Below are 26,377 nucleotides of genomic sequence, written 5' to 3'. Positions count from 1 at the left end.
ACGACCGCCGTGGTTACACGCCGATGCACAGATATTTGATTTCCAGGTAGTCATCGATGCCGTACTTGGAGCCCTCGCGGCCCAGGCCAGAGGCTTTGACGCCGCCAAATGGCGCGACCTCGTTGGAGATGATCCCGGTGTTGATACCGACGATGCCGTACTCCAGCGCCTCGCCCACACGGAACACCCGGCTCATGTCACGGGCATAGAAGTAGGCAGCCAGGCCGTACTCGGTGTCGTTGGACATGGCGATGACTTCGTCTTCGTCCTTGAAGCGGAACAGCGGGGCCAGTGGGCCGAAGGTTTCTTCCTTGGCCACGGCGGCATGCTTGGGCACATCGACCAGAATGGTCGGCTCGAAGAAGGTGCCACCCAGCGCGTGCGGCTTGCCGCCCGCTACCACGCGAGCGCCCTTGGCGACGGCGTCCTCGATGTGTTCCTGGACCTTGGCCACGGCCTTGGCGTCGATCAGCGGGCCAGTGGTGATGCCGGTTTCGAGACCGTTGCCGATGTTCAGACGGGCGACCGCAGCCTTGAGCTTGTCGACGAAGGCGTCATAGACACCGTCCTGCACATACAGCCGGTTGGCGCAGACGCAGGTCTGGCCGTTGTTGCGGTACTTGGAAACCAGTGCGCCCTCGACGGCTGCATCCAGGTCGGCATCGTCGAATACGATGAACGGGGCATTACCGCCCAGTTCCAGGGACACTTTCTTGATGTCCTTGGCGCACTCGGCCATCAGCTGGCGGCCGATTTCGGTAGAGCCGGTGAAGGTCAGCTTGCGTACGATCGGGTTGTGGGTCAGCTCGCCGCCCACTTCACCAGCACTGCCGGTGACCACACTGAGCACGCCTTTGGGAATGCCTGCGCGCTCGGCCAGTTCCGCCAGGGCCAAGGCCGAGTACGGCGTCTGCGAGGCGGGCTTGAGCACCATGGTGCAGCCGGCGGCCAGTGCCGGGCCGGCCTTGCGAGTGATCATCGCCGAGGGGAAGTTCCACGGAGTGATGGCAGCGGTGACGCCGATTGGCTGCTTGATCACCATCAGACGCTTGTCTGGCTGGTGGCCGGGGATCATGTCGCCATAGACCCGCTTGGCCTCTTCACCGAACCATTCCAGGAACGAGGCGGCATAGGCGATTTCGCCACGGGACTCGACCAGCGGCTTGCCCTGTTCGAGGGTCATCAGGCGGGCCAGGTCTTCCTGGTTCTGCATCATCAGTTCGAACCAGCGGCGCAGGCGGTTGGCGCGGTCCTTGGCGGTCAGTGCACGCCAGGCCGGCAGAGCACGCTCGGCGGCTTCGATGGCGCGGCGGGTTTCGGCAACGCCCATTTTCGGCACATGGCCGATCAGCTCGCCGGTGGCCGGGTTGTTCACGCTGAGGGTCTGGCCATTGTCGGCATCGACCCAGGCGCCGTCGATGTAGGCTTGTTGGCGGAACAGGCTGGAGTCTTGCAATTGCACGCTAGTCTTCCTCTGCTGGGATGGCGGTGACGGCGCTTCAGCCGGCGACCCGCTGCTGGTTATCGGGGGTACGGGCCGTCAGCTTGGCGCCGGAGGCGGCGAGCTGTTCGCGTACCTTGTCGACGATGTGCGCACCAATCGGGATCGCCGACGTGGCGGCGGGCGACGGGGCGTTGCACACGTTCACGCTGCGCGGCGTGTTGACGAACAGGAAGTCGTCGATGAGCTTGCCGTCGCGCGACACGGCCTGGGCGCGAACACCTGCCGGGTAGTCGGTGAGGTCGGCCTTGGTGATGCTTGGGCAGTACTTCTGCACCTGCTTGAGGTAGCCGCCCTTGAACAGCGAGTTCTTCAGCTCGATCAGGCCGGGGCGCAGATTCTTCGCCAGCACCTTGAGGATGCCCGGCGTGGTGAGCGTCTCGAACAGGTCGGGCACCGAGATATCGGACTTGCGATAGCCCTCGCGCTTGGTGGCCAGCACCGCATTGGGGCCGACGGTGACGGTGCCGTCGATCATTCGCGTCAGGTGCACGCCAAGGAACGGCATGGACGGGTCCGGAATCGGGTAGATCAGGTGGTTGACGATCTGGTTGTGCTGCTTGGGCAGCAGGTAGTACTCGCCACGGAACGGGCAGATGATGAAGCTCGGCTCGATGCCGAGCATACGCACCACGCGGTCGGCCATCAGCCCCGAACAGGTGACCAGGAAGCGGCCACGGAACTCGTCGGCACGGGTACGCACCAGCACTTGGTCGGTACGTTCTTCGAGCCCCTGCACTTCGGCGCTGTAGCGGATTTCGCCGCCGGCCGCCTGGAATTCGCGGGCCATGGCAGCAGTGACTTCGGCGTAGCTGACGATGCCGCTGGACGGCACGAAGATGCCACCGATGCCGACAATGTTCGGCTCACGTTCACGCAGCTCACCCGCCGACAGCCATGAGCGCTCCAGGCCGTTGGCAGCGGTACGCTCCCACAACGCCTTCATGCGCTCCATTTCCAGGGCGTTGGTGGCCACCAGCAATTTGCCGCACTCGTCGTAGCGGATGGCGTGCTTGTCGCAGAACGCCTTGGTGGCTTTATTGCCCTCCAGGCAGAAACGCGCCTTGAGGCTACCGGGGGTGTAATACACACCGGCGTGAATCACGCCGCTGTTGTGGCCCGTCTGATGGCGGGCGGGGCCGGACTCTTTCTCCAGCAGGAGCATTTTCGCGTCCGGGTAGCGCTGAATCAGCTGCATGGCCGTGGACATACCCACGATCCCGCCGCCGATGATGATGAAATCGTACACAGCCATTACCTCTTGCCGGGGCGCGGGGCGCCAGCCAGTAATTTTGTTTCAGGCACGACGAAGGGCCGCCCTGTGGGCAGCCCTGCAGCGTCGGGTGGGTTACTGGCCGCGCTGGTACCGCGGCTTCTCGTAGCTGATGTAGCCACGCTGGCGCATCAGCTCGCGGCGCAGGCCGTCGTGCGGGGTGAAGCGGTCGCGGCCGTGCAGCCAGAACAGGTTGTTGATCAGCAGGAAGCTGCCGACCGATACCGGTACCGACACCTTGTGCTCGCTGCCTTCCAGCGATTCGGACAGGGCATTCAGCCAGATGCCTTCTTCGAAGTTCGAAGGCTGCACGAACTGGTCGATGTAGCGCATGGTCGGGCGGCCCACGGCGTCGGTGTCGAACACGGCGTGGAACACATCTTCGCTGACCTTCTTGCTCGGCGGCGCGGTCCAGCGCATCTCGCGGCGGGCCATCGGGTGACGGAAGAACGACTCGCACTGCTCCCAGTCGTCCAGGTGCAGCAGCAGCGAATTGCCGCCTTCCATGTTCTTCTCGTCGATCTTGAGCATCAGCACGTAATCGGTGATCTGGTTCACGAAGGTGCCGTCGTTGTGCAGTTCCATGACCCGGTGCGGCTGACGCAGGTAGCTGTCGGAGTTGTCGGTGTTGACCACCACGAAGCGGGCATAGAACTGGCCGCTCATGGCGTCGTAGTTGGAACGGCCAACCAGGTGCGCGCAGGCGGTGGTGAACTTGACCATGTCCTCGGCCTGGCTCACATCGTCCAGCCCCAGCGGAGTGATCAGCATGCCGCCGGTGGCACGGCTGAGCAGGTTGTTCAGCAGCACCGGGCGCAGGGTGCCTTCACACAGTTCATCGAGAATCTGCCCGACGCGGAAACGCAGGAACGACTTGTACTCCAGCGCCTGCACCGGCCACTCGGCCACGGCCTTGACGAACGCTTCGACCGTTTCGCGCGCAAAAATCACTTCCAGCAGGCGTGGCGACTGTGCGGACGGTTGGACGGAGAAGCCCCGGGTTTCCAGAGGCATTGGCAGCACGGGTTCCTCGATCTTGGTGAAGGCGTTCATGGCGGTTTCCTGGCAGAGAAGTAAATGGCAGTGCCCGGATCAGGTGGGCAAGGCAAAAATATCGCCACAAACACAAAATGTCTACATTTTTGTAAAACGAAAACAAAACACCAGTTTGTCCATTGTTTTTATCTGAAAAGACGTTTCGGTATGATTCGCAAAACGTTTGAGGAACAGACCTTGGAAGCACAGGCCCCGCGACAGAACTCGGCATTCAGTGGGTATGAGTGGCTGAAGCAGGACATCATCCGCGGCCTGTTCAAGCCCGGCGAAAAGCTGCTGATGAGCACGCTGAAGGAGCGCTATGACCTTGGCGTAGGCCCGCTGCGCGAGGCCCTGTCGCAACTGGTGGCAGAAAAGCTGGTGGTCGCCATCAGCCAGAAGGGCTACCGGGTGGCGCCCATGTCGCTGGACGAAATGAAGGATATCTACGACGCCCGCGCCAACCTCGAAGCCATGATCGTCGGCCTGGCCATCGAGCGCGGTGACGATGCCTGGGAAGCGTCGGTGCTGGCCCAGTCGCATACCCTGGCCAAGGTCATGGAAGTGAAGACCCGTGAACAGCGCCTGGATGTCTGGGACCAACGCCACAAGGCGTTCCACACCGCCATCGCCTCGGGCTGCGGCTCAAAGCACCTGCTGCAAGCGCGCACTTACCTGTTCGATCAGGCCGAACGCTACCGCCACTTGTGGCTGACCCATACGGTGTTTTCCGAGCAGGCGCTGGAAACCAAACGCCAGGAGCACGCGGCACTGGTCGAGGCGATTCTCGCCCGTGATGCCGCCAGGGCCAGCACGATGATGCATACGCACCTGATGACCCCGGTGCCGATCATTGCCCAGATCATGCGCGATCAAGGCTGAAGCCAAGGCGGCGCTCAGGCATTTTCCCTGGGCGCCCCGCAGGCCTGCAGCTTGGCCACTTGCGCCTGGAGCTGCGCGGTCAGCCGCTGCTCTGCCCTGAGGCTGCGTTTCAGCTCGCGGTTCTCGCTTTCGAAAATCTGTGCCCAGCGCATTGCTTCGCGACACCGCTTGAACCCATCCCATAGATCCCGCAGCTTGAAGTACTGCAGCAGCATCACCACGGAAATCGCTGCAATCATCCCCAGCGACACCGCTGCCACCCAGTCGTAAACCGTCATCTTGACTCTCCTAGTCTTCGGCCAATTGGCCATCAGGCAAGAGAGACGATATGTCTAGTTTGAAGACATGACCATATTGTAGATTTTCACAGGTAAAGTCTTGGCGCACATGGTGGGCAGCATTCGGGTGCGCTTGCCCACCGTTATCAAGCAATCTTGCACTGCCTGATCGAAGCAGTCGCCCTACATGTGTCAAAAAAATCGACACATGTAGGGCACGCAGTTCAGGTTAGAAGTCGTACCGTGCGCCGACCATCATGCTCCGCGAAGGCCCGTAGAAGTTGAACGTGGAGGTCGAACCCACCCGAGACAGGTAGTCCCGGTCGAACAGGTTGTTGACGTTGAAGGTTGCCGTCAGCTTCGACGTGACTGGGTACGAGAGCATGGCATCCACGGTGGCGTAGCCCGGCGCGTCGATACGCACGCCGCCATTTTCGGAGTAGAAGTTGCTCATTGCCGAGACACCACCGCCGATGGCCAGGCCGCTCAGCAGGCCTTGGTCGATGGTGTATTTGCTCCACAGCGAGGCCTGGTGGCGCGGCATGATGAAGAAGGTGGTTTCCGCGTCACCCTTGACGGTTTCGGTTTCCATCCAGGTGTAGCCGGCCAGCAGTTCCCAGTTCGGCGTCAGCTTGCCACTGACTTCCACTTCGGCACCCTTGACCCGCGTCTTTCCGGAAGCGACCGAGAAGCCGGTATCCACACCGTCTGCGTCGTACTCGGTAGTGCCACGGTTCTTGTCTGTCAGGCGGAATACCGAGAAGCGGGTATTGAGGTCGCCACCGAAGTAACTGCTCTTGAGGCCGAACTCGTACTGCTCGCCTTCACGCGGTTTGAGTACTCGGCCACCGCTGTCGACATCGGACTGCGGCTTGAATACCTGCGAATAGCTGGCATACAGCGCATGGTTTTCGGTCAGGTCGTAGACCAGGCCGCCATAGGGCGTGAAGTGGCCGTCCACGCGCTTGTTGTCATCGGTGGTCGACCCGGTGCTCAGGGTGGTGGTGTAGAAGTCACCGCGATACCAGCTGAAGCGGCCACCGGCGATCAGCGCCAGGCGCTCGATCGGGCGGAAGGTGACCTTGGAATACAGGCCGTATTCTTCCTCCTGCATGCCGGTTTCGGTGCTGTAGTTCGGCGATGGCTTGGTGGTCTGCGTCGGCGAGTAGCTGTTGACGTCGATGGTGCCCAGGTTGCTGGTGCCGTTGAGGTACTCGGTGTCGTAGTTCTTGTAGTCGGTACCGACCACGAACTCGCTGACCTGGCCGAAGGTTTCGAATGGCTGGCTGTAGCTGGCGTCCAGCGAGTAGGTGTCCTGGGTAAAGTCCCGGGCGCTGGCGCGCAAGGAGTTGGCGCCTTTGGCGTTGGTCGCGGTGAAGGCGTACAGGTAGTTGGTGTCGCGGTGCGAGCCACGGGCTGCGATACGGCCGTAGCCGCCATTGTCGAAGCGGTGGGTCAGCTCGGCGACCAAATCGGTGGTCTTACCGTCGAAGTAGTTCCAGTCGGCACCGAGGAACTTGGAATGGCTGAAGTCGGGCACCTTACCGTCAAGCGTTGCCGGGTAACCATTGTGCGGGGTGATGTTCTTCACTTCGTGGATCAGCCCGAACGACAGCATGGTCGCGTCGTCCAGGTCGATGTCCAGCGCGCCGTAGTAGCTGTTGCTGGTGTTGGCGTTGTAGTCGACCTCGCCATTGGTGTCGTCACGGGAGGCGACGAAGCGCCCGCGCACGCGGCCGGCATCGTCCAGCGGCCCGCTCAGGTCGATTTCTTCGTGGTTGGTGTCCCAGGTGCCGTAGGCAGCTTCGACGTGCCCCTGGAATTCGGCGGTCGGGCGCTTGCGCACCATGTTGACGATGCCGCCCAGCTCGCTGGTGCTGCTGAACAACCCAGCCGGGCCGCGCATGATCTCGACGCGGTCGAAGGCCGCCAACGAAGGTACGGTGCCGAAGATACTGGCCATGGGGGCCGGCAAGCCGTCGATGTTGAACTCGCTGTACTCATAGCCACGGGCATAGATCGACGAGCGGCCGCTGTCGTTGGTCAGGGTGCGCAGGCCGGCGGTGTACTTGGCCAGGTCATCCAGGTGCACGAACTGGCGGTCTTTGACGTAGTCCTGGGTGTAGACGGTAATGGACTGCGGAATGTCCTTGAGCGCTGCGGGCGTCTTGGTGCCCACCGTGGCGGCGTCGACGCTGTAGCCACCGGTTTGCTCCGACGGCAGCATGTCGTAAAGGCGGTTGCCTTCGATGGTCAATGCCGGCAGATCGAGCGAGTTGTCCTCGGCCGCCTGGGTGGCGACCGTTTCAGCCAGTGCCGACAACGAAAACGGCGCCAACAGCCCCAGGACTACCCATCCCCGAACCCGTCGCGGGCTCCCCACACCTTTAAAACCGCTCATGACACACCCTTCAGTTGGATTTGCAGTGGACAGAACTGCACCTGGTTCGCCCGCGCCGCGACGAGTGGCTCAAACCACTTTCTTGCGGACAGCCGCATCCACGCACCACAGACGAAGCCGGGCGATTGGAAAGGGATGAAGACTGGACGGGGGTGGCGTCAGCCACCTAAATGAAATTGAATCGCAAACGAAACCAGTTGCTTTTTGCGAACGATACCGGAGGGAAAACCGCGGCGCAGCAGGATTAACCTTCTTAACACAACAAGACGATTGCCCTCCCCCAGCCCGCAGTGGGATGATCGCAACTGATAGAAATTCTCATTCAAGGCTCGCCGTGCCCACCTCACTCCTCCTCGCCGAAGACGACCCACGCCTGCGCCAGGACCTCGAACGCCACTTCCTCAACCGCCATTTCCGGGTTCACGCCTGCGCCACCGGCACCCAGGCCCTGCATGCGATTCACCATGACCGTTTCGATCTGGTGTTGCTGGACATCATGCTCCCCGGCATCGACGGCCTCAGCCTGCTCGACGAATTGCGCCGCCACCAGGCGGTGCCGGTCATGCTGATGTCAGCGCTGGGGGCCGAGCAGGATCGCATCAGCGGCTTTACCCGAGGGGCCGATGACTACCTGCCCAAGCCCTTCAGCCTGGCCGAGCTGGACGCCCGGGTCGATGCACTGTTGCGGCGAGTGGCCTTCGATCGCGGCACCGTCCCGCGTGCTGACACCGACAGCCTGACCTTTGACCAGATCAGTCAGGACGTCGTCTGCGATGGCAAAGCTGCTGGCCTGACGGCCTCCGAATTTCGCTTGTTGACCACCCTGCGCGCCCACCCTGGCGAAGCCTTGAGCAAGGCATTCCTGTACCAGACCGTGCTGCACCGTGCCTACACCCGCCTGGACCGTGGCCTCGATGTGCATGTGTGCAACCTGCGCCGCAAGCTGGCCGATATCGGTGCCCAGCATCTGCAGATCCAGGCGGTGCGAGGTCAGGGATATATCCTGGTGGATACGGAACAGTCCTGATGCGTCGACACCCCTTGCTGTGGAAACTTGCCGTGCTGCAGGTCGGTTTCTGCCTGCTGCTGACCTGGCTGATCTGGACCTGGGGTCTGTCAGTCGAGCGCAGCACCTATTTCCTCTCCCAGTCCGACCAGGACTATCTCGCCCGCTACGCGCAGCAAGCCGAACAGGCCTGGCACCAGGGCGGGGCAGCTGGTGCCGAGGCCTACCGCAGGAAACTGGAACAGGCCGAGGGCACCTGGGTGGTACTGCTGGGCCCGCACCTGCAAAGCCTTGGCACCACGCCGCTTAATGCCGAAGAGGCCAGCCACCTGACGTTCATGCGCAAGCTTGACTGGCCGATGAGCCGGCGCCTGCAGGATGAACTGCCCTACGTCAGCATCGAGTTTCCACAGCACCCTGACGAAGGCCGTCTGGTCATGCAGCTCCCCGAGCGGCTGTTGCCCACCGGCCTGACACCCTGGACCCATGTCATCACCCACGGCGTTGCCCCGACGCTGCTGGCCTTGCTGTTGGGCCTGGCGCTGTACCGTCATCTGGTGGTGCCGCTGAACCGTCTGCGCGACCGAGCCGACGCCTTGCGCGCCGACGACCTCGACAGCCCCGGCCTGCCCCTGCAGGAACGGCGCGATGAGCTGGGCGAGCTGGCACAGGCCTTTGAACACATGGCCGGCCGCCTGCGCCAGAGCCTGGAGCAGCAACGCCTGCTGCTGCGCACGCTGTCGCACGAACTGCGCACGCCCCTGGCCCGGCTACGCATCGCCCATGACAGCGAGTTACCACCGGCCCAGTTGCGCGAGCGCCTGGACCGCGAGGTGAACGACATGCAGAAGCTGCTCGAAGATACGCTCGACCTTGCCTGGATGGACACCGAGCAACCCCAGTTGCCAACCGAACCGGTGTTGATGGTTTCAGTGTGGGAAGCGTTGTGCCAGGACATCTGTTTCGAAAGCGGCTGGGAGCGCACACGCCTGCCCTGCTCGCTCGGCACCGACTGCCTGGTGCAAGTCCACCTGGACAGCCTGGCCCAGGCTCTGGAAAACCTGATGCGCAATGCCATCCGCCACTCGCCTGTCGACGGCCGGGTCAGCCTCGATGGCTGGCGTGAGGGTGACTGCTGGCATCTACGCCTGAGCGACCAAGGCCCCGGCGTGCCACAAGCTGACCTCGAGCGCATCTTCAAGCCTTACCAGCGCCTGGCTGACAGCGGCGCTGGCTTCGGCCTGGGCCTGCCCATCGCCCGCCGCGCCATCGAACTGCAAGGAGGGCGGCTCTGGGCCAGCAATGGTCATCCCGGTCTATGCCTGCATTTGCTGTTGCCCATCGGCCAGGAATGTTTAGAAAGTTAATGCGCTTTACGCTCAATCAATACTGATTATCATCCAGGGCCTCCAGCCTTGTGCTCCGTGCAAAGCCCTGATGAGACTCATGATGAGCAAGATAACCCTGTCCCTGGCCATGGTGCTGGCCCTCGCGGCCCCTGTCGTCCTGGCACAGCCAGAGCGTGAGCAGAAGATGGATGGCTCGCTGCTGCAGCGCCATGATCTGGCCTATGGTTTCAGCCACCTCGACCTGGACTCGGTCGACGGCCAAAGGCATTACCGCTTGTGGATCGGCAAGCCGAACCGTCCGGCACCCACGGCAGGGTACCCCGTGCTGTGGATGCTCGATGGCAACGCCGCCATCGGGGCGCTGGACGCCGCGCTGCTGGAAAAGCTTGCCGCAGGCCAGGCGCCGTTGCTGGTCGCCGTGGGTTACCAGACCGACCAGCGCATCGAGCGCAGTGGCCGTACCTACGACTACACCCCAGCGCTGCCTGGGCAGGCCGAGCAACGTGACCCGCTGACCGGCCTGCCCAGCGGCGGCGTGGATGCTTTCTTCGACCTGCTGAACCAGCGGATGCGGCCAATGGTGGCAAAAGTTGCGCCCATCGACCCGCAGCGCCAGACACTCTGGGGGCATTCCTATGGTGGCCTGGCGGTGCTGCACGCGCTGTTCACCCGGCCAGGCGATTTCAGCGACTATGCCGCCGCCAGCCCATCGCTGTGGTGGCATGACGGAGCCATCGTGCAGGAGGCGCAAGGTTTGCAGCAAAGGCTGGGGAACAGCCGGCCACGGTTGCTGCTGATGCGCGGTGGGGATGAGCCTTCGAACCCACGCGGGCCGGTCAGGGCAGACTCAGAACAGCCAGCACGCACGCTAGTGGCCGACCTGGCCAAGGTGCAGGGATTGCAGGTGCGCTTCGAACGGTTCGAAGGGTTGGGCCATGGGCCGATGCTGCCAGCTTCGTTGCACAAAGTGATTGAGGGCATGGCCCGGTAGAACCTGCACCGGCCCAATCGCCGGCAAGCCGGCTCCCACAGGGAACGCGCTCATATTGAGATCACTGCATTACCTGTGGGAGCCGGCTTGCCGGCGATTGGGCAGTAAAGTCACCCCTTCACACACACCACCTGCCGCAACGTGTGCACCACCTCGACCAACTCTCGCTGGGCCAGCATCACCGCATCGATGTCCTTGTAGGCCATGGGAATCTCATCGATCACGTCCTTGTCCTTGCGGCACTCCACATGCGCGGTCGCCCGCCGTTGATCCTCGACATTGAAACGGCTCTTGGCCTTGGTCCGGCTCATCACCCGGCCCGCGCCGTGGCTGCACGAGCAGAATGACTCCTCATTGCCCAGGCCACGAACGATGAAACTCTTGGCCCCCATTGAGCCGGGAATGATGCCCAACTGACCTTTTTGCGCCGACACCGCGCCCTTGCGCGTCACCAGCACCTCACGGCCGAAATGCTGCTCGCGCTGCACATAGTTGTGGTGGCAATTGACGGCTTCCAGGCTGGCCTCGAAGGGTCGGCCCAGCACTTTGCGTACGGCAGCGACCACCGCCTGCATCATCAGCTCGCGGTTGCGCCGGGCATAATCCTGAGCCCACTCGACCGCCTCGACGTAATCGGCAAAGTGGCGGCTGCCTTCCTCGAAGTAGGCCAAGTCCTTGTCCGGCAGGTTGGCCAGGTGCTGGCGCATGTCGGCCTGGGCCAGCTCTATGAACAGGTTGCCGATGGCATTGCCGACACCACGCGAACCACTGTGCAACATGAACCAGACCTGGTCGGCCTCGTCCAGGCACACCTCGATGAAGTGATTGCCGCCGCCCAACGTCCCCAGGTGATGGCGATTGTTGGTCTTTTCCAGGCGCGGGTACTTGTCGGTGATTGCCTTGAAGCGCCCCGCCAACCCCCGCCACTGCCGATCGGCGTGATCAGGGACGTCATCCCAGGCGCCCTGATCGCGGCGGCCGAAAGTCTTGCCATGGGGCACGGCTTTCTCGATGGCGGTGCGCAGCCCGTGCAGGTTGTCCGGCAGGTCCCGGGCATGCAACGAGGTGCGTGCGGCAATCATGCCGCAGCCTATGTCCACCCCCACCGCCGCCGGGATGATCGCGCCAACGGTGGGGATCACGCTGCCGATGGTCGAGCCCTTGCCCAGGTGCACATCCGGCATCACCGCCAGGTGCTTGAAGATGAACGGCATCTTCGCCGTGTTCAACAATTGTTGGCGGGCTTCGTCCTCGACGGGTACGCCGTCGGTCCACAGCTTGATCGGCTTGCCGCCGGCAACCTGGAGAATGTTCATCGTGTCGCTTCCAAAAAGACCATGACCGCATGATACCGCCGAAGGTCGTAGGCCGCCGGGTTGCCAGCGGGGTGGCACAGTGCGGTATGCTTGCCCGGTCTTCAGGGCGGGGTGAAAGTCCCCACCGGCGGTAAATCGAAAGATGAGCCCGCGAGCGCCCCGGCCATGCCGGGGGTCAGCAGATCTGGTGCGACTCCAGAGCCGACGGTCATAGTCCGGATGAAAGAAGGCGTCAGGCAGGGGCCATTCGGGCGCCCCTGCGCGCGCATTTTGTTCGCCCCGAGACGTTCATCGATCATTCACGAGGAGCGTTTCATGTCCACCAAGCATCACCTGCAATTCCCTAACGTTAACGCCGCCATCGCCGCCTTCCAGGCCGGCCGCCCCGTGCTGCTGCTCGACGATGACGACCGCGAGGACGAAGCCGACATCGTCGCCGCTGCCGAAAACCTGTCGCTGCAAACCATGGCCATGATGATTCGCGACTGCAGCGGGATCGTTTGCCTGTGCCTGGACGAAGCCACCGTCGACGCCCTGGAGTTGGCGCCAATGGTGCAGAACAACCAGGCTCGGCATGGCACTGGTTTCACCGTCAGCATCGAAGCTGCCGAAGGCGTGAGCACCGGGGTGTCGGCCCAGGACCGCATCACCACCATCGAAGCCGCCCTGCGCTCGACCGCCGAGCAGCGCCATATCGTCAGCCCCGGTCATGTATTCCCGCTGCGCGCCCGCAATGGCGGGGTATTGACTCGCCGTGGACACACCGAAGGCTCGGTGGACCTGGCGCGCTTGGCAGGGCTGCGCCCGGCTGCGGTGCTGTGCGAGCTGATGAACCCCGATGGCAGCATGGCCCGGGGTGAAGAAGTGGCAGTGTATGCTCGGCAGTACAACCTGCCGGTACTGACCATTGAAGAGCTGGCGCGCTACCGCGAGGCGATGCTGGAGCAAGAAGCCGAGATGGCCTGATCCATCGTACGGGGCCGCTTTGCGGCCCATTCGCGGGTAAACCCGCTCCCACAGGTTCTGTACATAGCTTGAAACCTGCACCGAACCTGTGGGAGCGGGTTTACCCGCGAAAGGGCCGGCAAACCCAACCTCAGACGCCCTGAAGTTTGCTCCCCCCGCCCCGCTCTGCTAGTGTCGCGCCGTTCTGAACACCACCGAGACAGTCGCCATGGCCCGCAAAAAAGCCTCCATCGATTTCGAGCAATCCCTCGCAGACCTGCAAGCCCTGGTCGAGCGCCTGGAGAACGGCGAATTGTCGCTGGAAGAGTCGCTGGCCGCCTTTGAACAAGGCATTGCCCTGACCCGTGATTGCCAGGGGGCGCTGGCCCAGGCCGAACAGAAAGTACAGATTCTGCTGGAGCGGGACGGCGAACTGGCCGCCCAACCCTTCGATGCGGAGCCAGAAGCATGATCAGCGCTTACCAGGCCAGCAGCCAGGCTCGTGTCGACGCCGCACTGGAACCCCTGTTCGTAGCCCCGTCCAAGGAGCTTGAACGCCTCTACGCCGCGATGCGCTACAGCGTCATGAACGGTGGCAAGCGGGTACGCCCGCTGCTCGCCTATGCCGCCTGCGAAGCCCTGGGTGCCCCGGCCGAACAGGCCAACGGCGCAGCCTGCGCGGTAGAGTTGATCCACGCCTATTCGCTGGTGCACGACGACTTGCCGGCCATGGACGACGATGACCTGCGTCGTGGCCAACCAACTACCCACAAGGCCTTCGACGAAGCCTGTGCCATTCTTGCTGGCGATGGCCTGCAAAGCCTGGCCTTCACCGCCCTGCTCGACCCGCGCCTGAGCCCACAGCCCGACAGCATTCGCCTGGCGATGGTCCAGGCCCTGGCCAAGGCCGCCGGGCCTGCCGGCATGGTCGGCGGCCAGGCCATCGACCTCGGTTCGGTGGGCCTGAAGCTGGACCAGCAGGCGCTCGAGTACATGCACCGGCACAAGACCGGCGCGTTGATCGAAGCCAGCGTGCACCTCGGTGCCCTGGCCAGCGCCCGCGCCGAACAAGCCCAGCTCGATGCCTTGAAAATCTATGCCCAGGCCATAGGCCTGGCGTTCCAGGTCCAGGACGACATCCTCGACGTGGAAAGCGACACCGCCACCCTCGGCAAGCGTCAGGGCGCTGACATAGCCCGTGACAAACCGACCTACCCGGCCCTGCTTGGGCTGGAGGCGGCCAAGGCCTATGCGCTGGAGCTGCGCGACCAGGCGCTGGCTGCGCTCGATGGTTTTGGCGAAAACGCCGAGCCGCTGCGGGCTCTGGCCCGCTACATCGTCGAGCGCCGCCATTAAGCCCTGACACCAATCCCTGTGGGAGCGGGTTTACCCGCGAATGCGACGCCGGATTCACCGCCGCATTCGCGGGTAAACCCGCTCCCACAGGGGCCGTGCAACCTGTGGTTGAATGGGCACTTTTCCCACAATGGGGTAAACTGCCGCGTCTTCACACCTATAACGACTCGCCTGATGCCCACGACGTTTCAAGAGATTCCCCGCGAACGCCCGGTCACGCCGTTGCTCGACCGCGCTGACACGCCTGCTGGCCTGCGCCGGCTGGCTGAAGCCGACCTGGAGACCCTGGCCGACGAATTGCGCCAGGAGCTGCTCTACACCGTCGGTCAGACCGGTGGGCATTTCGGCGCCGGTCTGGGCGTCATCGAACTGACGATTGCCCTGCACTACGTCTTCGACACCCCGGATGACCGCCTGGTGTGGGACGTTGGCCACCAGGCCTACCCGCACAAGATTCTCACCGGCCGTCGCAACCGCATGCTGACCCTGCGCCAGAAGGACGGCATCGCCGCTTTCCCGCGCCGCAGCGAAAGCGAGTACGACACCTTTGGCGTCGGCCACTCCAGCACCTCGATCAGCGCCGCGCTGGGCATGGCCATTGCCGCACGCCTGCAGAACGACCCGCGCAAGTCGATCGCGGTGATCGGCGACGGCGCCCTCACTGCCGGCATGGCCTTCGAAGCGTTGAACCACGCCCAGGAAGTCGACGCCGACATGCTGGTGATCCTCAACGACAACGACATGTCGATTTCGCGCAACGTCGGCGGCCTGTCCAACTACCTGGCCAAGATCCTCTCCAGCCGCACCTATTCGAGCATGCGCGAGGGCAGCAAGAAGGTGCTGTCGCGTCTGCCTGGCGCCTGGGAAATCGCCCGCCGCACCGAGGAATACGCCAAGGGCATGCTGGCTCCCGGCACCCTGTTCGAAGAGCTGGGCTGGAACTACATCGGCCCGATCGACGGCCACGACCTGCCCACCATGATCGCCACGCTGCGCAACATGCGTGACCTCAAGGGCCCGCAGTTCCTGCACGTGGTGACCAAGAAAGGCAAAGGCTTCGCCCCGGCCGAGGTCGACCCGATCGGCTACCACGCCATCACCAAGCTGGAGCCGGCCGACAAGCCTGCCGCGCCGAAGAAAGCCAGTGGCCCGAAATATTCCGCGGTATTTGGTCAGTGGCTGTGCGACATGGCCGCCGCCGACAACCGTCTGGTAGGCATTACCCCGGCGATGAAAGAAGGCTCTGACCTGGTCGCCTTCAGCGAACGCTACCCGGAGCGCTACTTCGACGTGGCCATTGCCGAGCAGCACGCCGTCACCCTGGCCGCCGGCATGGCCTGCGAAGGTGCCAAACCAGTGGTGGCGATCTACTCGACCTTCCTGCAGCGCGCCTACGACCAACTGATTCACGATGTGGCGGTGCAGAACCTCGACGTACTGTTCGCCATCGACCGCGCCGGCCTGGTCGGCGAAGACGGCCCGACCCACGCCGGCAGCTACGACCTGTCGTACCTGCGCTGTATCCCGGGCATCGTGGTGATGACCCCAAGCGACGAGAACGAGCTGCGCAAGATGCTCACTACCGGCCACCGCTACAACGGCCCTGCAGCCGTTCGCTACCCGCGTGGCACCGGCCCGAATGCGCCGATCAGCGGTGATCTCGAACCTCTGGAAATCGGCAAGGGCGTGGTCCGCCGCCAGGGTGAGAAAGTCGCCTTGCTGGTGTTTGGTGTGCAGTTGACCGAAGCCCTGCAAGTCGCTGAGCAGATCAACGCAACCGTGGTCGACATGCGCTTCGTCAAGCCTCTGGACGAAGCACTGGTCCGCGAGCTGGCGGCCAGCCATGAACTGCTGGTGACCATCGAAGAGAACGCCATCATGGGTGGTGCCGGCGCGGCCGTTGGCGAGTTCCTGGCCAGCGAGGGCGTGGTCAAACCGCTGCTGCACCTTGGGCTGCCAGACATCTACGTCGAGCATGCCAAGCCTGCGCAAATGCTCGCCGAATGCGGCCTGGACGCTGCTGGTATCGAAGCTTCGATCAAAGCGCGGATGGCCAAGCTCGGCCTGTAAGGGCTGAGGCCCGAGCGCCTGGGTTCACTCTGGCGCTTGGGCCTCCAGCAACGCACACAGACGCTCGGTGGCGTCGATCATCTGCCCGCTGGGCCGCTCCAGGCCCTTGTCTGGCACCACCAGCAAGCGGTTTCCCGCCACGGCACGCAATCGCGGCCAGGCTTTCCAACTGGCCAATTGCGCCTCATCACCGGCCAGAATCACCTGCGGATCACGCTGAAGCACCGCCTCTACGCCAACCTGCGGTGCAGGCAGGTCAAGATCGTCGAACACGTTCCGTGCCCCGCACACAGCCAGCGCGTCGCTGATCACCTGCTTGGCGCCAACGGTAAAGAGCGGTTTGTCCCACACTTGATAGAACACGCCTAGGGGCTGTTCGCGCCGATAGTGCTGACGCAGCTGCCGCACACGCTCTCGAAGTGACACGGCGTATCGATGCCCTTGCTCGCCACGGCCTACACGTTCGGCTATAGCTTCAATCTGCTCGATGAGTTGTTCGAGGGTGTGGGGCTCGGCGCTGAAGGTCTCGATCCCCAAGCGCTTGAGCTGGTCGCGCTGGGCTGGCGGCACACTGCCAGGCCACAGCAACAGCAGGTCGGGCTCAAGGCTCAGTAAACGCTCCATGTCCAGTTGCCCGTACCGCCCCACCGAAGGCAAGGCACGCAACGCGGCCGGTCGCTCACCACCGTCGAGCACACCCACCAACAGGTCGTCGGCCTGCAGCTCGAGCATGATTTCGGTCATCGAGGGTGTCAGGCTGATCACCCGCAGCGGTTCCTGCGCCCAAGCACTGCCCGCCAGCAGCACCAACAGGCACAGGACGATGCGCATCAGCCCAACTGACGTGGAATACGGTAGAGGTACAGCACCACCACAGTGGACAGCGCCAGAAGAATTTGCGGCACGGCTTCAAGGCCCACCAGCACCGACAGTGCCGCGACCCAGGCGGGGAAACAGGCGTACAGCATCGCCAGCCGCCGGACACGGGCCAGCTCGATCCAGGCTGCGGGCTCTTCAGCCGTTCCCAGCACCTTGGAAGTGGCGATCAAGGCGCGTTTGTAGGCGCCGAAGCGCGGCAGGCTGAGAAACATGGTGGCAGCACCGGCAATGAACAGCGGCATGGCCAGCACCGGGACCAGTGCATCGCCACCGCCGAAGGCCCAGGCCATGACCGGCAGCGGCACCAGGCCGACCGCCAGGTATTGCCACCAGGCCAGCTCCAGCCGCCGTTTCACCTGGCCCCGTGTCACGCCTGGGGCACCTCGCCCTGATGCTTGTTGCCCATCATGTGGCCGAGCTTGTCAGCCTTGGTCGCCAGGTACAGGCGGTTGTGCGGGTTGTGGCCGGTGTGCAGCGGCACGCGCTCGGCAACTTTGATGTTCATGTCGGTCAGGGCTTTGACCTTGCGCGGGTTGTTGGTCATCAGACGCAACGACTGAACGCCCAGGTGCTCAAGCATCGGCAGGCACATGGCGTAGTCACGCTGGTCGGCGGCAAAGCCCAGGCGTTCGTTGGCCTCGACGGTATCGGCACCACCATCTTGCAGCTCATAGGCGCGAATCTTGTTCAGCAGGCCAATACCACGGCCTTCCTGACGCAGGTAAAGCAGCACGCCACGGCCTTCGCGGGCGATGGCCTGCAATGCGGCTTCCAGCTGCGAGCCACAGTCGCAGCGCTGGCTGAACAGGGCATCGCCGGTCAGGCACTCGGAGTGCAGGCGCCCCAGCACCGGCTGGCCGTCGGCGATATCACCCAGGCTGAGCACTACATGCTCACGGCCAGTGGCTTCGTCGAGGAAGCCATGCATGGTGAAGATCGCGAAGGGCGTCGGGAGTTTCGAGGCGGCAACAAAGACGACGGGCACGTTGTGCTCCTGGATAAGTTTGAAATTTCACGTGCGCCGATTGTATCAGCAGGCCGGCGCCTGTGCGCAGGCTGAATACCGTGGCTTAAGATCGAAAAGTTCGATGCTTATTGGATGTTGGAGTCGGCTTGTCTGTGGCGATTGGGCCGCATCGCGGCCCAAGGCTCACTGCGGTTTGCTGTCCGGGGTAAACGGGTACGGCTGCTTCCAGTGCTCGAAGATTGGCTTGAGCTCACCACTTCGCACCAACTCGGCCATGCGCCTGTCGAACACCTTGATCAACGCCTTGGCCTGATCGCTGCGGCCAAACGCCAGGTAAAGCGGCAGTTCGGCCACGTGGGTACGGCGGAAGCGCTCTGGTTGCGACGCCTGCCCCAGCACATAGTCGACCTCGGTCAACGCATCGATGTAGAAGTCAACGCGGTCGTGCTCGAGCATTGGCAGGATGCCTTCGCGCCGTTGGATCTCACGGAAGTCGTGCACATTGGGCAGGTAACTGCCGTAGTCATAGCCGCGCACCCAGGCCAGGCGGTATTGACCGACAGTGTCCAGTGTCGGCACAGGCTTGCTGACCAGGCCCAGCGCATAGATATGGTCCATATCGAAATGCCAGCGCGGGTACAGGTTGTCGTCGTTCTCTTCCTTGTACGAACCGACCCAGGCATCGGCTGTGCCCCGTTTGACCAGGCCAACCGCGCGGCTGTAAGGCGCGCTTTGCACCACCACCTTGACCCCGGCTGGCTCGAACACCTTGCGCAGCACGTCCCAGGCCACCCCGGTACCGTCCGCGTTGGTGTAATCGAGCCACTCTTCGCTGACCAGGTGTATCTGCCTGGGCGTGTCCTCGGCCGCCGCGTTACCTGCCCATGGGGCAAGTATCAGCATCATTGCCAGCAGCATCGTCCTTATGGCCATTTACGCGCTCCCTGTCAGGCCACCACCCATACCAGAACCTGCATGCCCAGCCAGGCAAAAACGCCGGCCAGGATATCGTCGAGCATGATTCCGACACCGCCATGCACGTGGCGGTCGACCCAGCGGATCGGCCACGGCTTGAGGATGTCGAAGAAGCGGAACATCAAAAACCCTGCCAGCAGCCACTGCCATCCTTCTGGCACCAGCCACAGGGTGATCCACATGCCGACCATCTCATCCCAGACAATGCCTTCATGGTCGTGCACACGCAAGTCATTCGCAACTTTGCCGCACAACCAGAAGCCAAACAGCATGGTGATGCCCAGCAGCAGCCAGTAGCCCCAGTCAGGCAGCATCTGCCACAGCGGAATGAACGGCAGCGCCACCAGCGAACCCCAGGTACCTGGGGCCTTGGGCAGCGTGCCTGAACCGAAGCCGAATGCAATGAAGTGCCAGGGGTTGCGCCAGACCGAAGGCGGAACGAACTCCGCAGGCACCTGGTTGGGGTGGTCGGTCACGGTGTCTCCCTAAAATGTTGGTAGCCCCGCTGCACGGGGGTGATGTCCTGGCCCTGCGGGTCACGCAGAGTCACGCCCTGGCCCTCGAGCACGCGGCCGATGACATGCACCGCCACAGCGCTCTGCAGGGCTGAAAGTGCCTCGGGCGGCAAGGTGAAGGCCAGTACATAGTCGTCGCCACCGGTGAGCGCGGCCCACTGGGCAGCTTCCTGCCCTAGGAAGGCCTGCAAGGCAGCAGACACTGGCACCTGCGCCAGGTTCACCTCGAGTGCGACGCCAGACGCCTTGGCGATATGCCCGCAATCGGCGAGCAGACCGTCGGAGATGTCCAGTGCAGCAGTGGCACGCCCGCGCAGCATCAGGCCCAGGCTCAGCTGTGGCATCGGCGACCAGAAGTGGCTCAACAAAGGCTCGGCCAGCTCGGCCGGCGCCTCGCGCTCCCCCAGCACCAACGGCAATGCACCCGCCGCGTTGCCCAGCGGAGCACCGACACACAGCAAGTCGCCTGGCCTTGCACCGCTGCGACGCAGCGCCTGGCCGGCCGGCACCCTGCCGAACACGGTCACATTGATGCTCAAGGGGCCGCGCGTGGTATCGCCACCAATCAGGCTTATGTGGCAACGATGGGCCATTTTGCTGAGGCCTTCGGCAAAGGCCGCAAGCCAATCCGGGCCAACATCAGGCAGGGTCAGGGCGAGGGTGAAAGCGATCGGCGTGGCGCCCATGGCCGCCAGATCACTGGCCGCCACTGCCAGCGAGCGCTGGCCGAGCAGGTAAGGGTCGCAGATTGCGGGAAAGTGCACCCCGGCAACCAGCGTATCGGTGGACACCGCCAACTGCTCGCCAGGGGGAAGACTCAGCAGGGCGCAGTCGTCACCGATACCCAGCACCACGCCTTCGCCGCCTTGCGCACAGGACGCGGCGGCGAAGTAACGGTTGATCAGCTCGAACTCACCCATGGCCCGACAGCGCCAGAATCAGCGCTTGTTCGCCTTGACTTCTGCTTCACGCAGGGTCGGTGCGAGCTTGTCCAGCACACCGTTGACGAACTTGTGGCCGTCGGTGGCGCCGAAGACCTTGGCCAGTTCCACACCTTCGTTGATCACCACGCGGTACGGTACGTCGACGCGCTTGATGAACTCCCAGGTGGACAGACGCAGCACAGCCAGCTCGACCGGGTCGAGCTCTTCCAATGCCAGGTCCAGGCAAGGTGCCAGGGCCGTATCGATCTCGACCTTGATTGCCGGAACCCCGTGCAGGATTTCGCGGAAATAGGCGCCATCGACATCGGAGAAATCGTTATCGACCCGGAATTGTGCCTCGATCTCGTTCAGCGAATGCTGAGCCATGTGCCATTGGTACAGGGCCTGGGTCGCGAGCTTGCGGGCTTCGCGGCGCTTGGCGCTCTTCGATGGCTTGCCGGCATCCGCAGGTTTTGGATCGCGCGGGTTGAAACGATCGCTTTCGTCGCTAATCACTTGGCCTCCAACTGCGCCAGCAGGCTGACCATTTCCAGAGCGGACAGGGCAGCTTCAGCACCTTTGTTACCGGCCTTGGTGCCGGAACGCTCGATGGCTTGCTCGATGGAGTCGACGGTCAGGACGCCGAAGGCGACCGGTACACCGAACTCCATGGACACCTGGGCCAGGCCCTTGGTGCATTCGCCCGCCACGTATTCGAAGTGCGGGGTACCGCCACGGATCACTGCGCCCAGGGCGATGATCGCGTCGTATTCACCTTGCTGGGCGACTTTCTGGGCCACCAGCGGGATTTCGAACGCGCCCGGGGCACGGATGATGGTGATGTCGCTTTCGCTGACGCCATGGCGAACCAGGGCATCGACTGCACCGCTTACCAGGCTTTCGACGACGAAGCTGTTGAAGCGGCCAACCACCAAAGCATAGCGACCTTTGGGGGCGATGAAGGTACCTTCGATGGTCTTCAGGGTCATTCCGATGTTCTCATCTTCAAGAGCGAGGCCGCGCACTGGCGGCCTCGGGAGGGTTTGGACTCGAGCGCAAGGGCATCAATGCCGCTTCAAGTCACTCGGAGGGCACGTATTCTACAACTTCCAGATCGAATCCGGATATCGCATTGAACTTCATCGGCGAACTCATCAGGCGCATCTTGCGCACGCCCAGGTCACGCAGGATCTGCGAACCGGCACCAACGGTGCTGTAGGTGGTCGGCGCCTTGGTCGGCGCATCGCCCGCGCTTTCGCGGATGTGCGCCAGCAATACGTCGCCGTCCAGCGGGTGACCCAGCAGCAGCACCACGCCACTACCCGCCTCGGCCACCGCGGCCATGGCCGCGCGCAGGCTCCAGCGGCCCGGCTGTTTGACCATCAGCAGGTCACGCAGCGGGTCCATGTTGTGCACACGCACCAGGGTCGGCTCTTCGGCGCAGATCTTGCCCAGAGTCAGGGCCATGTGCACGTCGCCTTCCACCGCGTCGCGGTAGGTGACCAGGTTGAACTGGCCCAGCTCGCTTTCGATCGGCTGTTCGGAGACGCGCTGCACGGTGCGCTCGTGGATCATGCGGTAGTGGATCAGGTCGGCGATGGTGCCGATCTTCAGGCCGTGCTCGGCGGCGAACACTTCCAGCTCGGCGCGGCGCGACATGGTGCCGTCGTCGTTCATCACTTCGCAGATCACGCCGCTAGGCTCGAAACCGGCCATGCGTGCCAGGTCGCAGGCGGCTTCAGTGTGGCCGGCGCGAGCCAGGGTGCCGCCAGGCTGGGCCATCAGCGGGAAGATGTGGCCGGGGCTGACGATGTCTTCAGCCTTGGCGTCCTTGGCGGCGGCGGCCTGCACGGTGCGGGCGCGGTCGGCGGCGGAGATGCCGGTGGTGACGCCTTCAGCGGCCTCGATCGATACGGTGAACTTGGTGCCGAAGCCCGAGCCGTTGCGCGGCGCCATCAGCGGCAGCTTCAGCGTTTCGCAACGCTCGCGGGTCATCGGCATGCAGATCAGGCCACGGGCGTGCTTGGCCATGAAGTTGATGTGCTCAGGCAGGCAGCACTCGGCGGCCATGATGATGTCGCCTTCGTTCTCACGGTCTTCGTCGTCCATGAGGATGACCATTTTGCCCTGGCGGATGTCTTCTACCAGTTCTTCGATGCTGTTGAGCGCCACTCGGCACCCCCTTCTCAATCAGGATTTCAAGAAGCCGTTGGCGGCCAGGAAGCTTTCGGTAATGCCACTGCCCTTGCTCGGCTCGGCAGCCTTGTCACCCAGCAGCAGACGCTCCAGGTAACGGGCCAGCAGGTCGACCTCAAGGTTCACCCGACGACCTGCGCGGTAGTCGGCCATGATGGTTTCGGACAGGGTGTGCGGGACGATGGTCAGCTCGAATTCGGCGCCATTGACCTCATTGACCGTCAGGCTGGTGCCGTCGACGGTGATCGAACCCTTGTGGGCGATGTACTTGGCCAGCTCCTTGGGTGCACGCACGCGGAACTGGATGGCGCGCGCGTTATCGCTGCGCGAAATGATCTCGCCGACGCCGTCGACGTGGCCGCTGACCAGGTGCCCGCCAAGACGAGTGGTCGGGGTCAGGGCTTTCTCCAGGTTGACCTTGCTGCCGCTCTTGAGGTCGATGAAGGCGGTACGCTTGAGGGTCTCGACGCTGACGTCGGCCCAGAAACCATCGCCCGGAAGCTCGACGGCGGTCAGGCACACGCCGTTGACGGCAATGCTGTCACCGAGCTTTACGTCACCCAGGTCGAGCTTGCCGGTTTCGACGTAGACGCGCACGTCGCCGCCTTTCGGGGTCAGGCTGCGGATGGTGCCGATGGATTCGATGATGCCGGTGAACATGGGGTCTTCCTCAAGAACGGGTTGCGCAGGGCAAGCCCGGCATTATACGCCGGGCGGCGGCAGGGGGATGGCTGTGACCCGCCAGTCATCGCCCACTGCGCGCATTTCGGTGATTTTCAGTCGTGGCGCCTCGCTCATTTTCGCCAATGGCCAGTCCAGCAGAGGACGGGCCTGGGAGCCGAGGAAGGTACCTGCTACAAACAATTGGTATTCGTCGACCAGCCCTTGGCGGGCGAAGGCGCCGACCAGGCCAGCGCCAGCTTCCAGCAGAATTTCATTGACGCCGCGGGCGGCCAGGGTACGCAACAGCGCGGGCAGATCGACATGGCCGCCCTCGCCCGGCAGGCACAGCAGTTCATGGCCTGCGGCGGCATAGCGCGGGTCTTCAGCGGCGGCGGTGACCACCAGGGCGGGGCCTGCCTGGAAGAACGGGGCGTCCAGCGGCAAGCGCAGGCGGCCGTCGACAAGTACGCGCAGCGGTGTGCGGGTCATGGCCAGGGCAGTGGTTTCGGCATCCAGGCCCAGCTCGTCGCCACGCACGGTCATGCGGGCATTGTCGGCCAGCACACTGGCGGCGCTGGTCAGCACGACGCTGGAACGGGCGCGCAGGCGCTGCACCGCAGAGCGAGCGGCGGGGCCGGTGATCCACTGGCTTTCGCCGCTGGCCATGGCAGTGCGACCATCCAGGCTCATCGCCAGCTTGGCCCTGACGAACGGCAGGCCATGCTCCATGCGCTTGAGAAAACCAGGGTTGAGCGCACGCGCCTCGCCTTCGAGCACACCGCTGGCGACCTCGATGCCCGCTTCGGCCAGCCGGCGCAGGCCTTGCCCGGCCACTTGCGGGTTCGGGTCCTGCATGGCCGCCACCACCCGGGCAACGCCCGCCTTCACCAGCGCCTCGGCGCACGGCGGGGTACGGCCATGGTGGCTGCAAGGTTCGAGGGTCACGTAGGCGCAGGCACCACGGGCACGCTCACCGGCCTGGCGCAGGGCATGCACCTCGGCATGCGGCTCGCCGGCGCGCACATGCCAGCCCTCACCCACCACCTCGCCGTCACGCACGATGACACAGCCCACCCGCGGGTTGGGGTGCGTGGTGTAGGCACCCTTGCGGGCCAGTTCCAGGGCACGGGCCATGTAGTGGGCGTCAAGGATCGCGGTCTGGCTCGGCATGTTTACTCTTTAGCTGGCTCGCGGGCCAGTCGGTCGATTTCTTCGCGGAATTCGTCGAGGTCCTGGAACCGCCGGTAGACCGAGGCGAAACGAATGTAGGCGACTTCGTCGAGCTTGCGCAGCTCGGCCATCACCAGTTCGCCGACCACCAAAGACTTGACCTCACGCTCGCCAGTGGCACGCAGGCGGCTCTTGATGTGCGCCAGTGCAGCCTCCAGGCGTTCGACGCTGACCGGGCGCTTTTCCAGCGCGCGCTGCATGCCGGCCCGCAGCTTCTCTTCATCGAAGGGCTGGCGCGTGCCGTCCTGCTTGATCAGCCGGGGCAGTACAAGCTCGGCGGTTTCGAAGGTGGTGAAACGCTCGCCGCAGGCGACGCATTCGCGCCGGCGACGCACCTGTTCGCCCTCGGCGACCAGACGCGAGTCGATGACCTTGGTGTCGTTGGCACCGCAAAAGGGACAGTGCATGGTGGCAGGCAACAAAAAAAGGGAGGGCCATGGTAGCGCATTGCACTGGCAAGACAAGCCAAAGGGGTTAACATCCATTCAATTCTGCCCGTGAAGGACGACCCCATGCATCTTCGAGCGCTCGCCGTGCTGTGCTGCGCCGCCCTGCTCGCTGCCTGCAGCAGCGACCGGCCCAAGACCGAACAGCCCCCTGCGCCCACGCCGGCCAGGGTGGCGAAGAAGGCCGAGCCACTCGGCCCATTGCCGGCCTACCAGCGCGAGCTGAGCGGCACGCTGCTGGACATTCCCGCCGGAGCCAACGTCGAACTGGCCTTGCTGGTGATCGACGAGCGTGACCGCCCGCAACAATTGCTGGCCAGCAGCACCCTGACCGGCACCGGCCAGGCCCTGCCCTACCAACTGCGCTTCAACCCCGAAGTCTTCCCCGCCGGCGCCCGGGTCGAACTGCGCGGCCGCGCCAGTCAGTCCGGGCAGTTGATCCTGCACCTGCCGCCGGTGCGCATTGTCCAGGCGCAAACCCAGGCCACCGGCCCGCTGCGTTTCGAGAAGGCGCCGTAAATGGCGCCACAGCACCTGCAACAGGCCCTGAGCGGCCTGATCGGCGAAGCGCGGCTGATCGTCAGCGAATTGCCGGGCTGTGAGCTGAAGCTCTGGCTGATCGACGAGCAAAACATGGACCGTGCCTTCAGCAGCGAAGAAACCCGCCGCATCCTCGAAGACCCGCCCTACTGGAGCTTCTGCTGGGCCAGCGGCCTGGCCATGGCCCGCTACCTGGCCGAACGGCCTGAGTGGGTGGCCGGCAAGCGGGTGCTGGATTTCGGCGCAGGCTCAGGCATTGCTGGCATTGCCGCCGCCCGTGCGGGCGCCCTGGAGGTGGTGGCCTGCGATCTTGATCCGTTGGCGCTGGACGCTTGCCGGGCCAATGCCGCGCTCAATAGCGTGGAGCTGGGTTACAGCAGCGACTTCTTCGCCGAGGCCGACCGGTTTGACCTGATCCTGGTGGCCGATGTGCTCTACGACCGCGCCAACCTGCCGCTACTGGACGCGTTCCTGGATCGCGGTCGCCAGGCATTGGTGGCCGACTCGCGGGTACGTGACTTCAGCCACCCGCTGTACCGCCAGCTGGGCGTGCTCGAAGCCCTTACCCTACCGGACCTGGCCGAGCCGCACGAATTCCGCCGTGTCTGCCTGTACCACGCCAGCCGCGAGCCTTTATAGT

General features: G+C 63.8%; 28 protein-coding genes and 1 riboswitch. Of the genes, 10 read left to right on the top strand and 18 right to left on the bottom strand.

The features are described from left to right. Window positions 1-13 precede the first annotated feature (13 nt). The 3 genes from gabD to glaH form a co-directional block, all read right to left on the bottom strand. Window positions 14-1,462 carry an NADP-dependent succinate-semialdehyde dehydrogenase gene (gene gabD, locus PspTeo4_RS24480; RefSeq protein WP_322366332.1) on the bottom strand — a complete coding sequence of 483 codons (1,449 nt, stop codon included), beginning with the start codon at window positions 1,460-1,462 and terminating at the stop codon, window positions 14-16. A gap of 37 nt (window positions 1,463-1,499) precedes the next feature. Next, window positions 1,500-2,750 (bottom strand): L-2-hydroxyglutarate oxidase, encoded by a 1,251-nt coding sequence (lhgO, locus tag PspTeo4_RS24475; RefSeq protein WP_322366927.1) that lies wholly within the window; start codon window positions 2,748-2,750, stop codon window positions 1,500-1,502. Between the two features lie 99 nt (window positions 2,751-2,849). Continuing rightward, entirely contained in the window at window positions 2,850-3,827 is a 978-nt protein-coding gene (gene glaH, locus PspTeo4_RS24470; protein ID WP_322366331.1) for a glutarate dioxygenase GlaH, read from the bottom strand. Between the two features lie 180 nt (window positions 3,828-4,007). Between glaH and csiR the strand changes: the two genes are divergently transcribed. Next, complete coding sequence (gene csiR / locus PspTeo4_RS24465; RefSeq protein WP_322366330.1) at window positions 4,008-4,691, top strand: DNA-binding transcriptional regulator CsiR; 684 nt, start codon at window positions 4,008-4,010, stop codon at window positions 4,689-4,691. 14 nt (window positions 4,692-4,705) lie between these two features. Here csiR and PspTeo4_RS24460 read toward each other — a convergent pair whose 3' ends face one another. Continuing rightward, window positions 4,706-4,969 carry a hypothetical protein gene (locus tag PspTeo4_RS24460; RefSeq protein ID WP_322366329.1) on the bottom strand — a complete coding sequence of 88 codons (264 nt, stop codon included), beginning with the start codon at window positions 4,967-4,969 and terminating at the stop codon, window positions 4,706-4,708. 229 nt (window positions 4,970-5,198) lie between these two features. After that, window positions 5,199-7,370, bottom strand: coding sequence for a TonB-dependent siderophore receptor (locus PspTeo4_RS24455; protein WP_322366328.1), 2,172 nt, complete (start codon window positions 7,368-7,370; stop codon window positions 5,199-5,201). 334 nt (window positions 7,371-7,704) lie between these two features. On the opposite strand from PspTeo4_RS24455, the gene PspTeo4_RS24450 reads away from it, so the two are divergent. The 3 genes from PspTeo4_RS24450 to PspTeo4_RS24440 all read left to right on the top strand — a co-directional run bounded on the left by PspTeo4_RS24450 (window position 7,705) and on the right by PspTeo4_RS24440 (window position 10,716). Beyond that, the gene (locus PspTeo4_RS24450; RefSeq protein ID WP_322366327.1) at window positions 7,705-8,397 is read left to right on the top strand and encodes a response regulator transcription factor; all 693 of its coding nucleotides are present in this window, start codon (window positions 7,705-7,707) and stop codon (window positions 8,395-8,397) included. Continuing rightward, window positions 8,397-9,743 carry a sensor histidine kinase gene (locus tag PspTeo4_RS24445; RefSeq protein WP_322366326.1) on the top strand — a complete coding sequence of 449 codons (1,347 nt, stop codon included), beginning with the start codon at window positions 8,397-8,399 and terminating at the stop codon, window positions 9,741-9,743. Before PspTeo4_RS24450 ends, PspTeo4_RS24445 begins: the two co-directional genes overlap by 1 nt. An 82-nt stretch (window positions 9,744-9,825) precedes the next feature. Beyond that, window positions 9,826-10,716: an alpha/beta hydrolase gene (locus PspTeo4_RS24440; RefSeq protein WP_322366325.1), complete on the top strand. Its 891-nt coding sequence runs from the start codon at window positions 9,826-9,828 to the stop codon at window positions 10,714-10,716. A 110-nt stretch (window positions 10,717-10,826) separates the two neighbouring features. Here PspTeo4_RS24440 and PspTeo4_RS24435 read toward each other — a convergent pair whose 3' ends face one another. Beyond that, the gene (locus PspTeo4_RS24435) at window positions 10,827-12,032 is read right to left on the bottom strand and encodes an RtcB family protein (RefSeq protein ID WP_322366324.1); all 1,206 of its coding nucleotides are present in this window, start codon (window positions 12,030-12,032) and stop codon (window positions 10,827-10,829) included. Between the two features lie 93 nt (window positions 12,033-12,125). Then, window positions 12,126-12,267: riboswitch (FMN riboswitch) on the top strand. 80 nt (window positions 12,268-12,347) lie between these two features. On the opposite strand from PspTeo4_RS24435, the gene ribB reads away from it, so the two are divergent. From ribB to dxs, 4 genes are all read left to right on the top strand, one after another. Further along, window positions 12,348-12,998 (top strand): 3,4-dihydroxy-2-butanone-4-phosphate synthase, encoded by a 651-nt coding sequence (gene ribB, locus PspTeo4_RS24430; protein ID WP_322366323.1) that lies wholly within the window; start codon window positions 12,348-12,350, stop codon window positions 12,996-12,998. 208 nt (window positions 12,999-13,206) lie between these two features. Next, on the top strand, window positions 13,207-13,449 hold the full coding sequence (locus PspTeo4_RS24425) for an exodeoxyribonuclease VII small subunit (protein ID WP_011531978.1): 243 nt from the start codon (window positions 13,207-13,209) through the stop codon (window positions 13,447-13,449). Further along, complete coding sequence (locus PspTeo4_RS24420; protein WP_322366322.1) at window positions 13,446-14,333, top strand: farnesyl diphosphate synthase; 888 nt, start codon at window positions 13,446-13,448, stop codon at window positions 14,331-14,333. The genes PspTeo4_RS24425 and PspTeo4_RS24420 overlap by 4 nt, the downstream gene beginning before the upstream one ends. A 174-nt stretch (window positions 14,334-14,507) precedes the next feature. Further along, window positions 14,508-16,403: a 1-deoxy-D-xylulose-5-phosphate synthase gene (dxs, locus tag PspTeo4_RS24415; protein ID WP_322366321.1), complete on the top strand. Its 1,896-nt coding sequence runs from the start codon at window positions 14,508-14,510 to the stop codon at window positions 16,401-16,403. A 24-nt stretch (window positions 16,404-16,427) separates the two neighbouring features. Here the strand turns inward: dxs and PspTeo4_RS24410 are convergent, their stop codons facing one another. From PspTeo4_RS24410 to nrdR, 12 genes are all read right to left on the bottom strand, one after another. Further along, on the bottom strand, window positions 16,428-17,234 hold the full coding sequence (locus PspTeo4_RS24410) for a cobalamin-binding protein (RefSeq protein ID WP_322366320.1): 807 nt from the start codon (window positions 17,232-17,234) through the stop codon (window positions 16,428-16,430). Next, entirely contained in the window at window positions 17,234-17,653 is a 420-nt protein-coding gene (locus PspTeo4_RS24405) for an MFS transporter (protein ID WP_322366319.1), read from the bottom strand. The genes PspTeo4_RS24410 and PspTeo4_RS24405 overlap by 1 nt, the downstream gene beginning before the upstream one ends. Beyond that, a complete protein-coding gene (gene ribA, locus PspTeo4_RS24400; RefSeq protein WP_322366318.1) occupies window positions 17,650-18,267 on the bottom strand; it encodes a GTP cyclohydrolase II in 618 nt (205 codons plus the stop codon). Before ribA ends, PspTeo4_RS24405 begins: the two co-directional genes overlap by 4 nt. Window positions 18,268-18,432: 165 nt before the next feature. Beyond that, window positions 18,433-19,182 carry a transporter substrate-binding domain-containing protein gene (locus PspTeo4_RS24395; RefSeq protein WP_322366317.1) on the bottom strand — a complete coding sequence of 250 codons (750 nt, stop codon included), beginning with the start codon at window positions 19,180-19,182 and terminating at the stop codon, window positions 18,433-18,435. Between the two features lie 14 nt (window positions 19,183-19,196). Further along, complete coding sequence (locus PspTeo4_RS24390; protein WP_043210214.1) at window positions 19,197-19,700, bottom strand: phosphatidylglycerophosphatase A; 504 nt, start codon at window positions 19,698-19,700, stop codon at window positions 19,197-19,199. Continuing rightward, window positions 19,697-20,659 (bottom strand): thiamine-phosphate kinase, encoded by a 963-nt coding sequence (thiL, locus tag PspTeo4_RS24385; protein WP_322366316.1) that lies wholly within the window; start codon window positions 20,657-20,659, stop codon window positions 19,697-19,699. The genes PspTeo4_RS24390 and thiL overlap by 4 nt, the downstream gene beginning before the upstream one ends. An 18-nt stretch (window positions 20,660-20,677) precedes the next feature. Continuing rightward, window positions 20,678-21,178 carry a transcription antitermination factor NusB gene (gene nusB, locus PspTeo4_RS24380; protein ID WP_322366315.1) on the bottom strand — a complete coding sequence of 167 codons (501 nt, stop codon included), beginning with the start codon at window positions 21,176-21,178 and terminating at the stop codon, window positions 20,678-20,680. Beyond that, entirely contained in the window at window positions 21,175-21,651 is a 477-nt protein-coding gene (gene ribE, locus PspTeo4_RS24375; RefSeq protein ID WP_008092356.1) for a 6,7-dimethyl-8-ribityllumazine synthase, read from the bottom strand. The genes nusB and ribE overlap by 4 nt, the downstream gene beginning before the upstream one ends. Window positions 21,652-21,742: 91 nt before the next feature. Beyond that, entirely contained in the window at window positions 21,743-22,834 is a 1,092-nt protein-coding gene (ribBA, locus tag PspTeo4_RS24370; protein ID WP_322366314.1) for a bifunctional 3,4-dihydroxy-2-butanone-4-phosphate synthase/GTP cyclohydrolase II, read from the bottom strand. 18 nt (window positions 22,835-22,852) lie between these two features. After that, on the bottom strand, window positions 22,853-23,518 hold the full coding sequence (locus PspTeo4_RS24365; RefSeq protein WP_003255399.1) for a riboflavin synthase: 666 nt from the start codon (window positions 23,516-23,518) through the stop codon (window positions 22,853-22,855). 42 nt (window positions 23,519-23,560) lie between these two features. Further along, on the bottom strand, window positions 23,561-24,691 hold the full coding sequence (ribD, locus tag PspTeo4_RS24360; RefSeq protein ID WP_322366313.1) for a bifunctional diaminohydroxyphosphoribosylaminopyrimidine deaminase/5-amino-6-(5-phosphoribosylamino)uracil reductase RibD: 1,131 nt from the start codon (window positions 24,689-24,691) through the stop codon (window positions 23,561-23,563). Window positions 24,692-24,693: 2 nt separating this feature from the next. Continuing rightward, a complete protein-coding gene (gene nrdR / locus PspTeo4_RS24355) occupies window positions 24,694-25,158 on the bottom strand; it encodes a transcriptional regulator NrdR (RefSeq protein ID WP_008092351.1) in 465 nt (154 codons plus the stop codon). 105 nt (window positions 25,159-25,263) lie between these two features. Between nrdR and PspTeo4_RS24350 the strand changes: the two genes are divergently transcribed. Together PspTeo4_RS24350 and PspTeo4_RS24345 are read left to right on the top strand one after the other, a co-directional pair. After that, on the top strand, window positions 25,264-25,716 hold the full coding sequence (locus tag PspTeo4_RS24350; RefSeq protein ID WP_322366312.1) for a YbaY family lipoprotein: 453 nt from the start codon (window positions 25,264-25,266) through the stop codon (window positions 25,714-25,716). Then, window positions 25,717-26,376: a class I SAM-dependent methyltransferase gene (locus PspTeo4_RS24345; protein WP_322366311.1), complete on the top strand. Its 660-nt coding sequence runs from the start codon at window positions 25,717-25,719 to the stop codon at window positions 26,374-26,376. The last annotated feature ends 1 nt before the right edge of the window (window position 26,377 follow it).

The organism is Pseudomonas sp. Teo4 (assembly GCF_034387475.1).
GTDB lineage: Bacteria > Pseudomonadota > Gammaproteobacteria > Pseudomonadales > Pseudomonadaceae > Aquipseudomonas.
The sequence above is the reverse complement of the archived record's forward strand: the minus strand, read 5'-3'. Positions and strand labels throughout refer to the sequence as shown.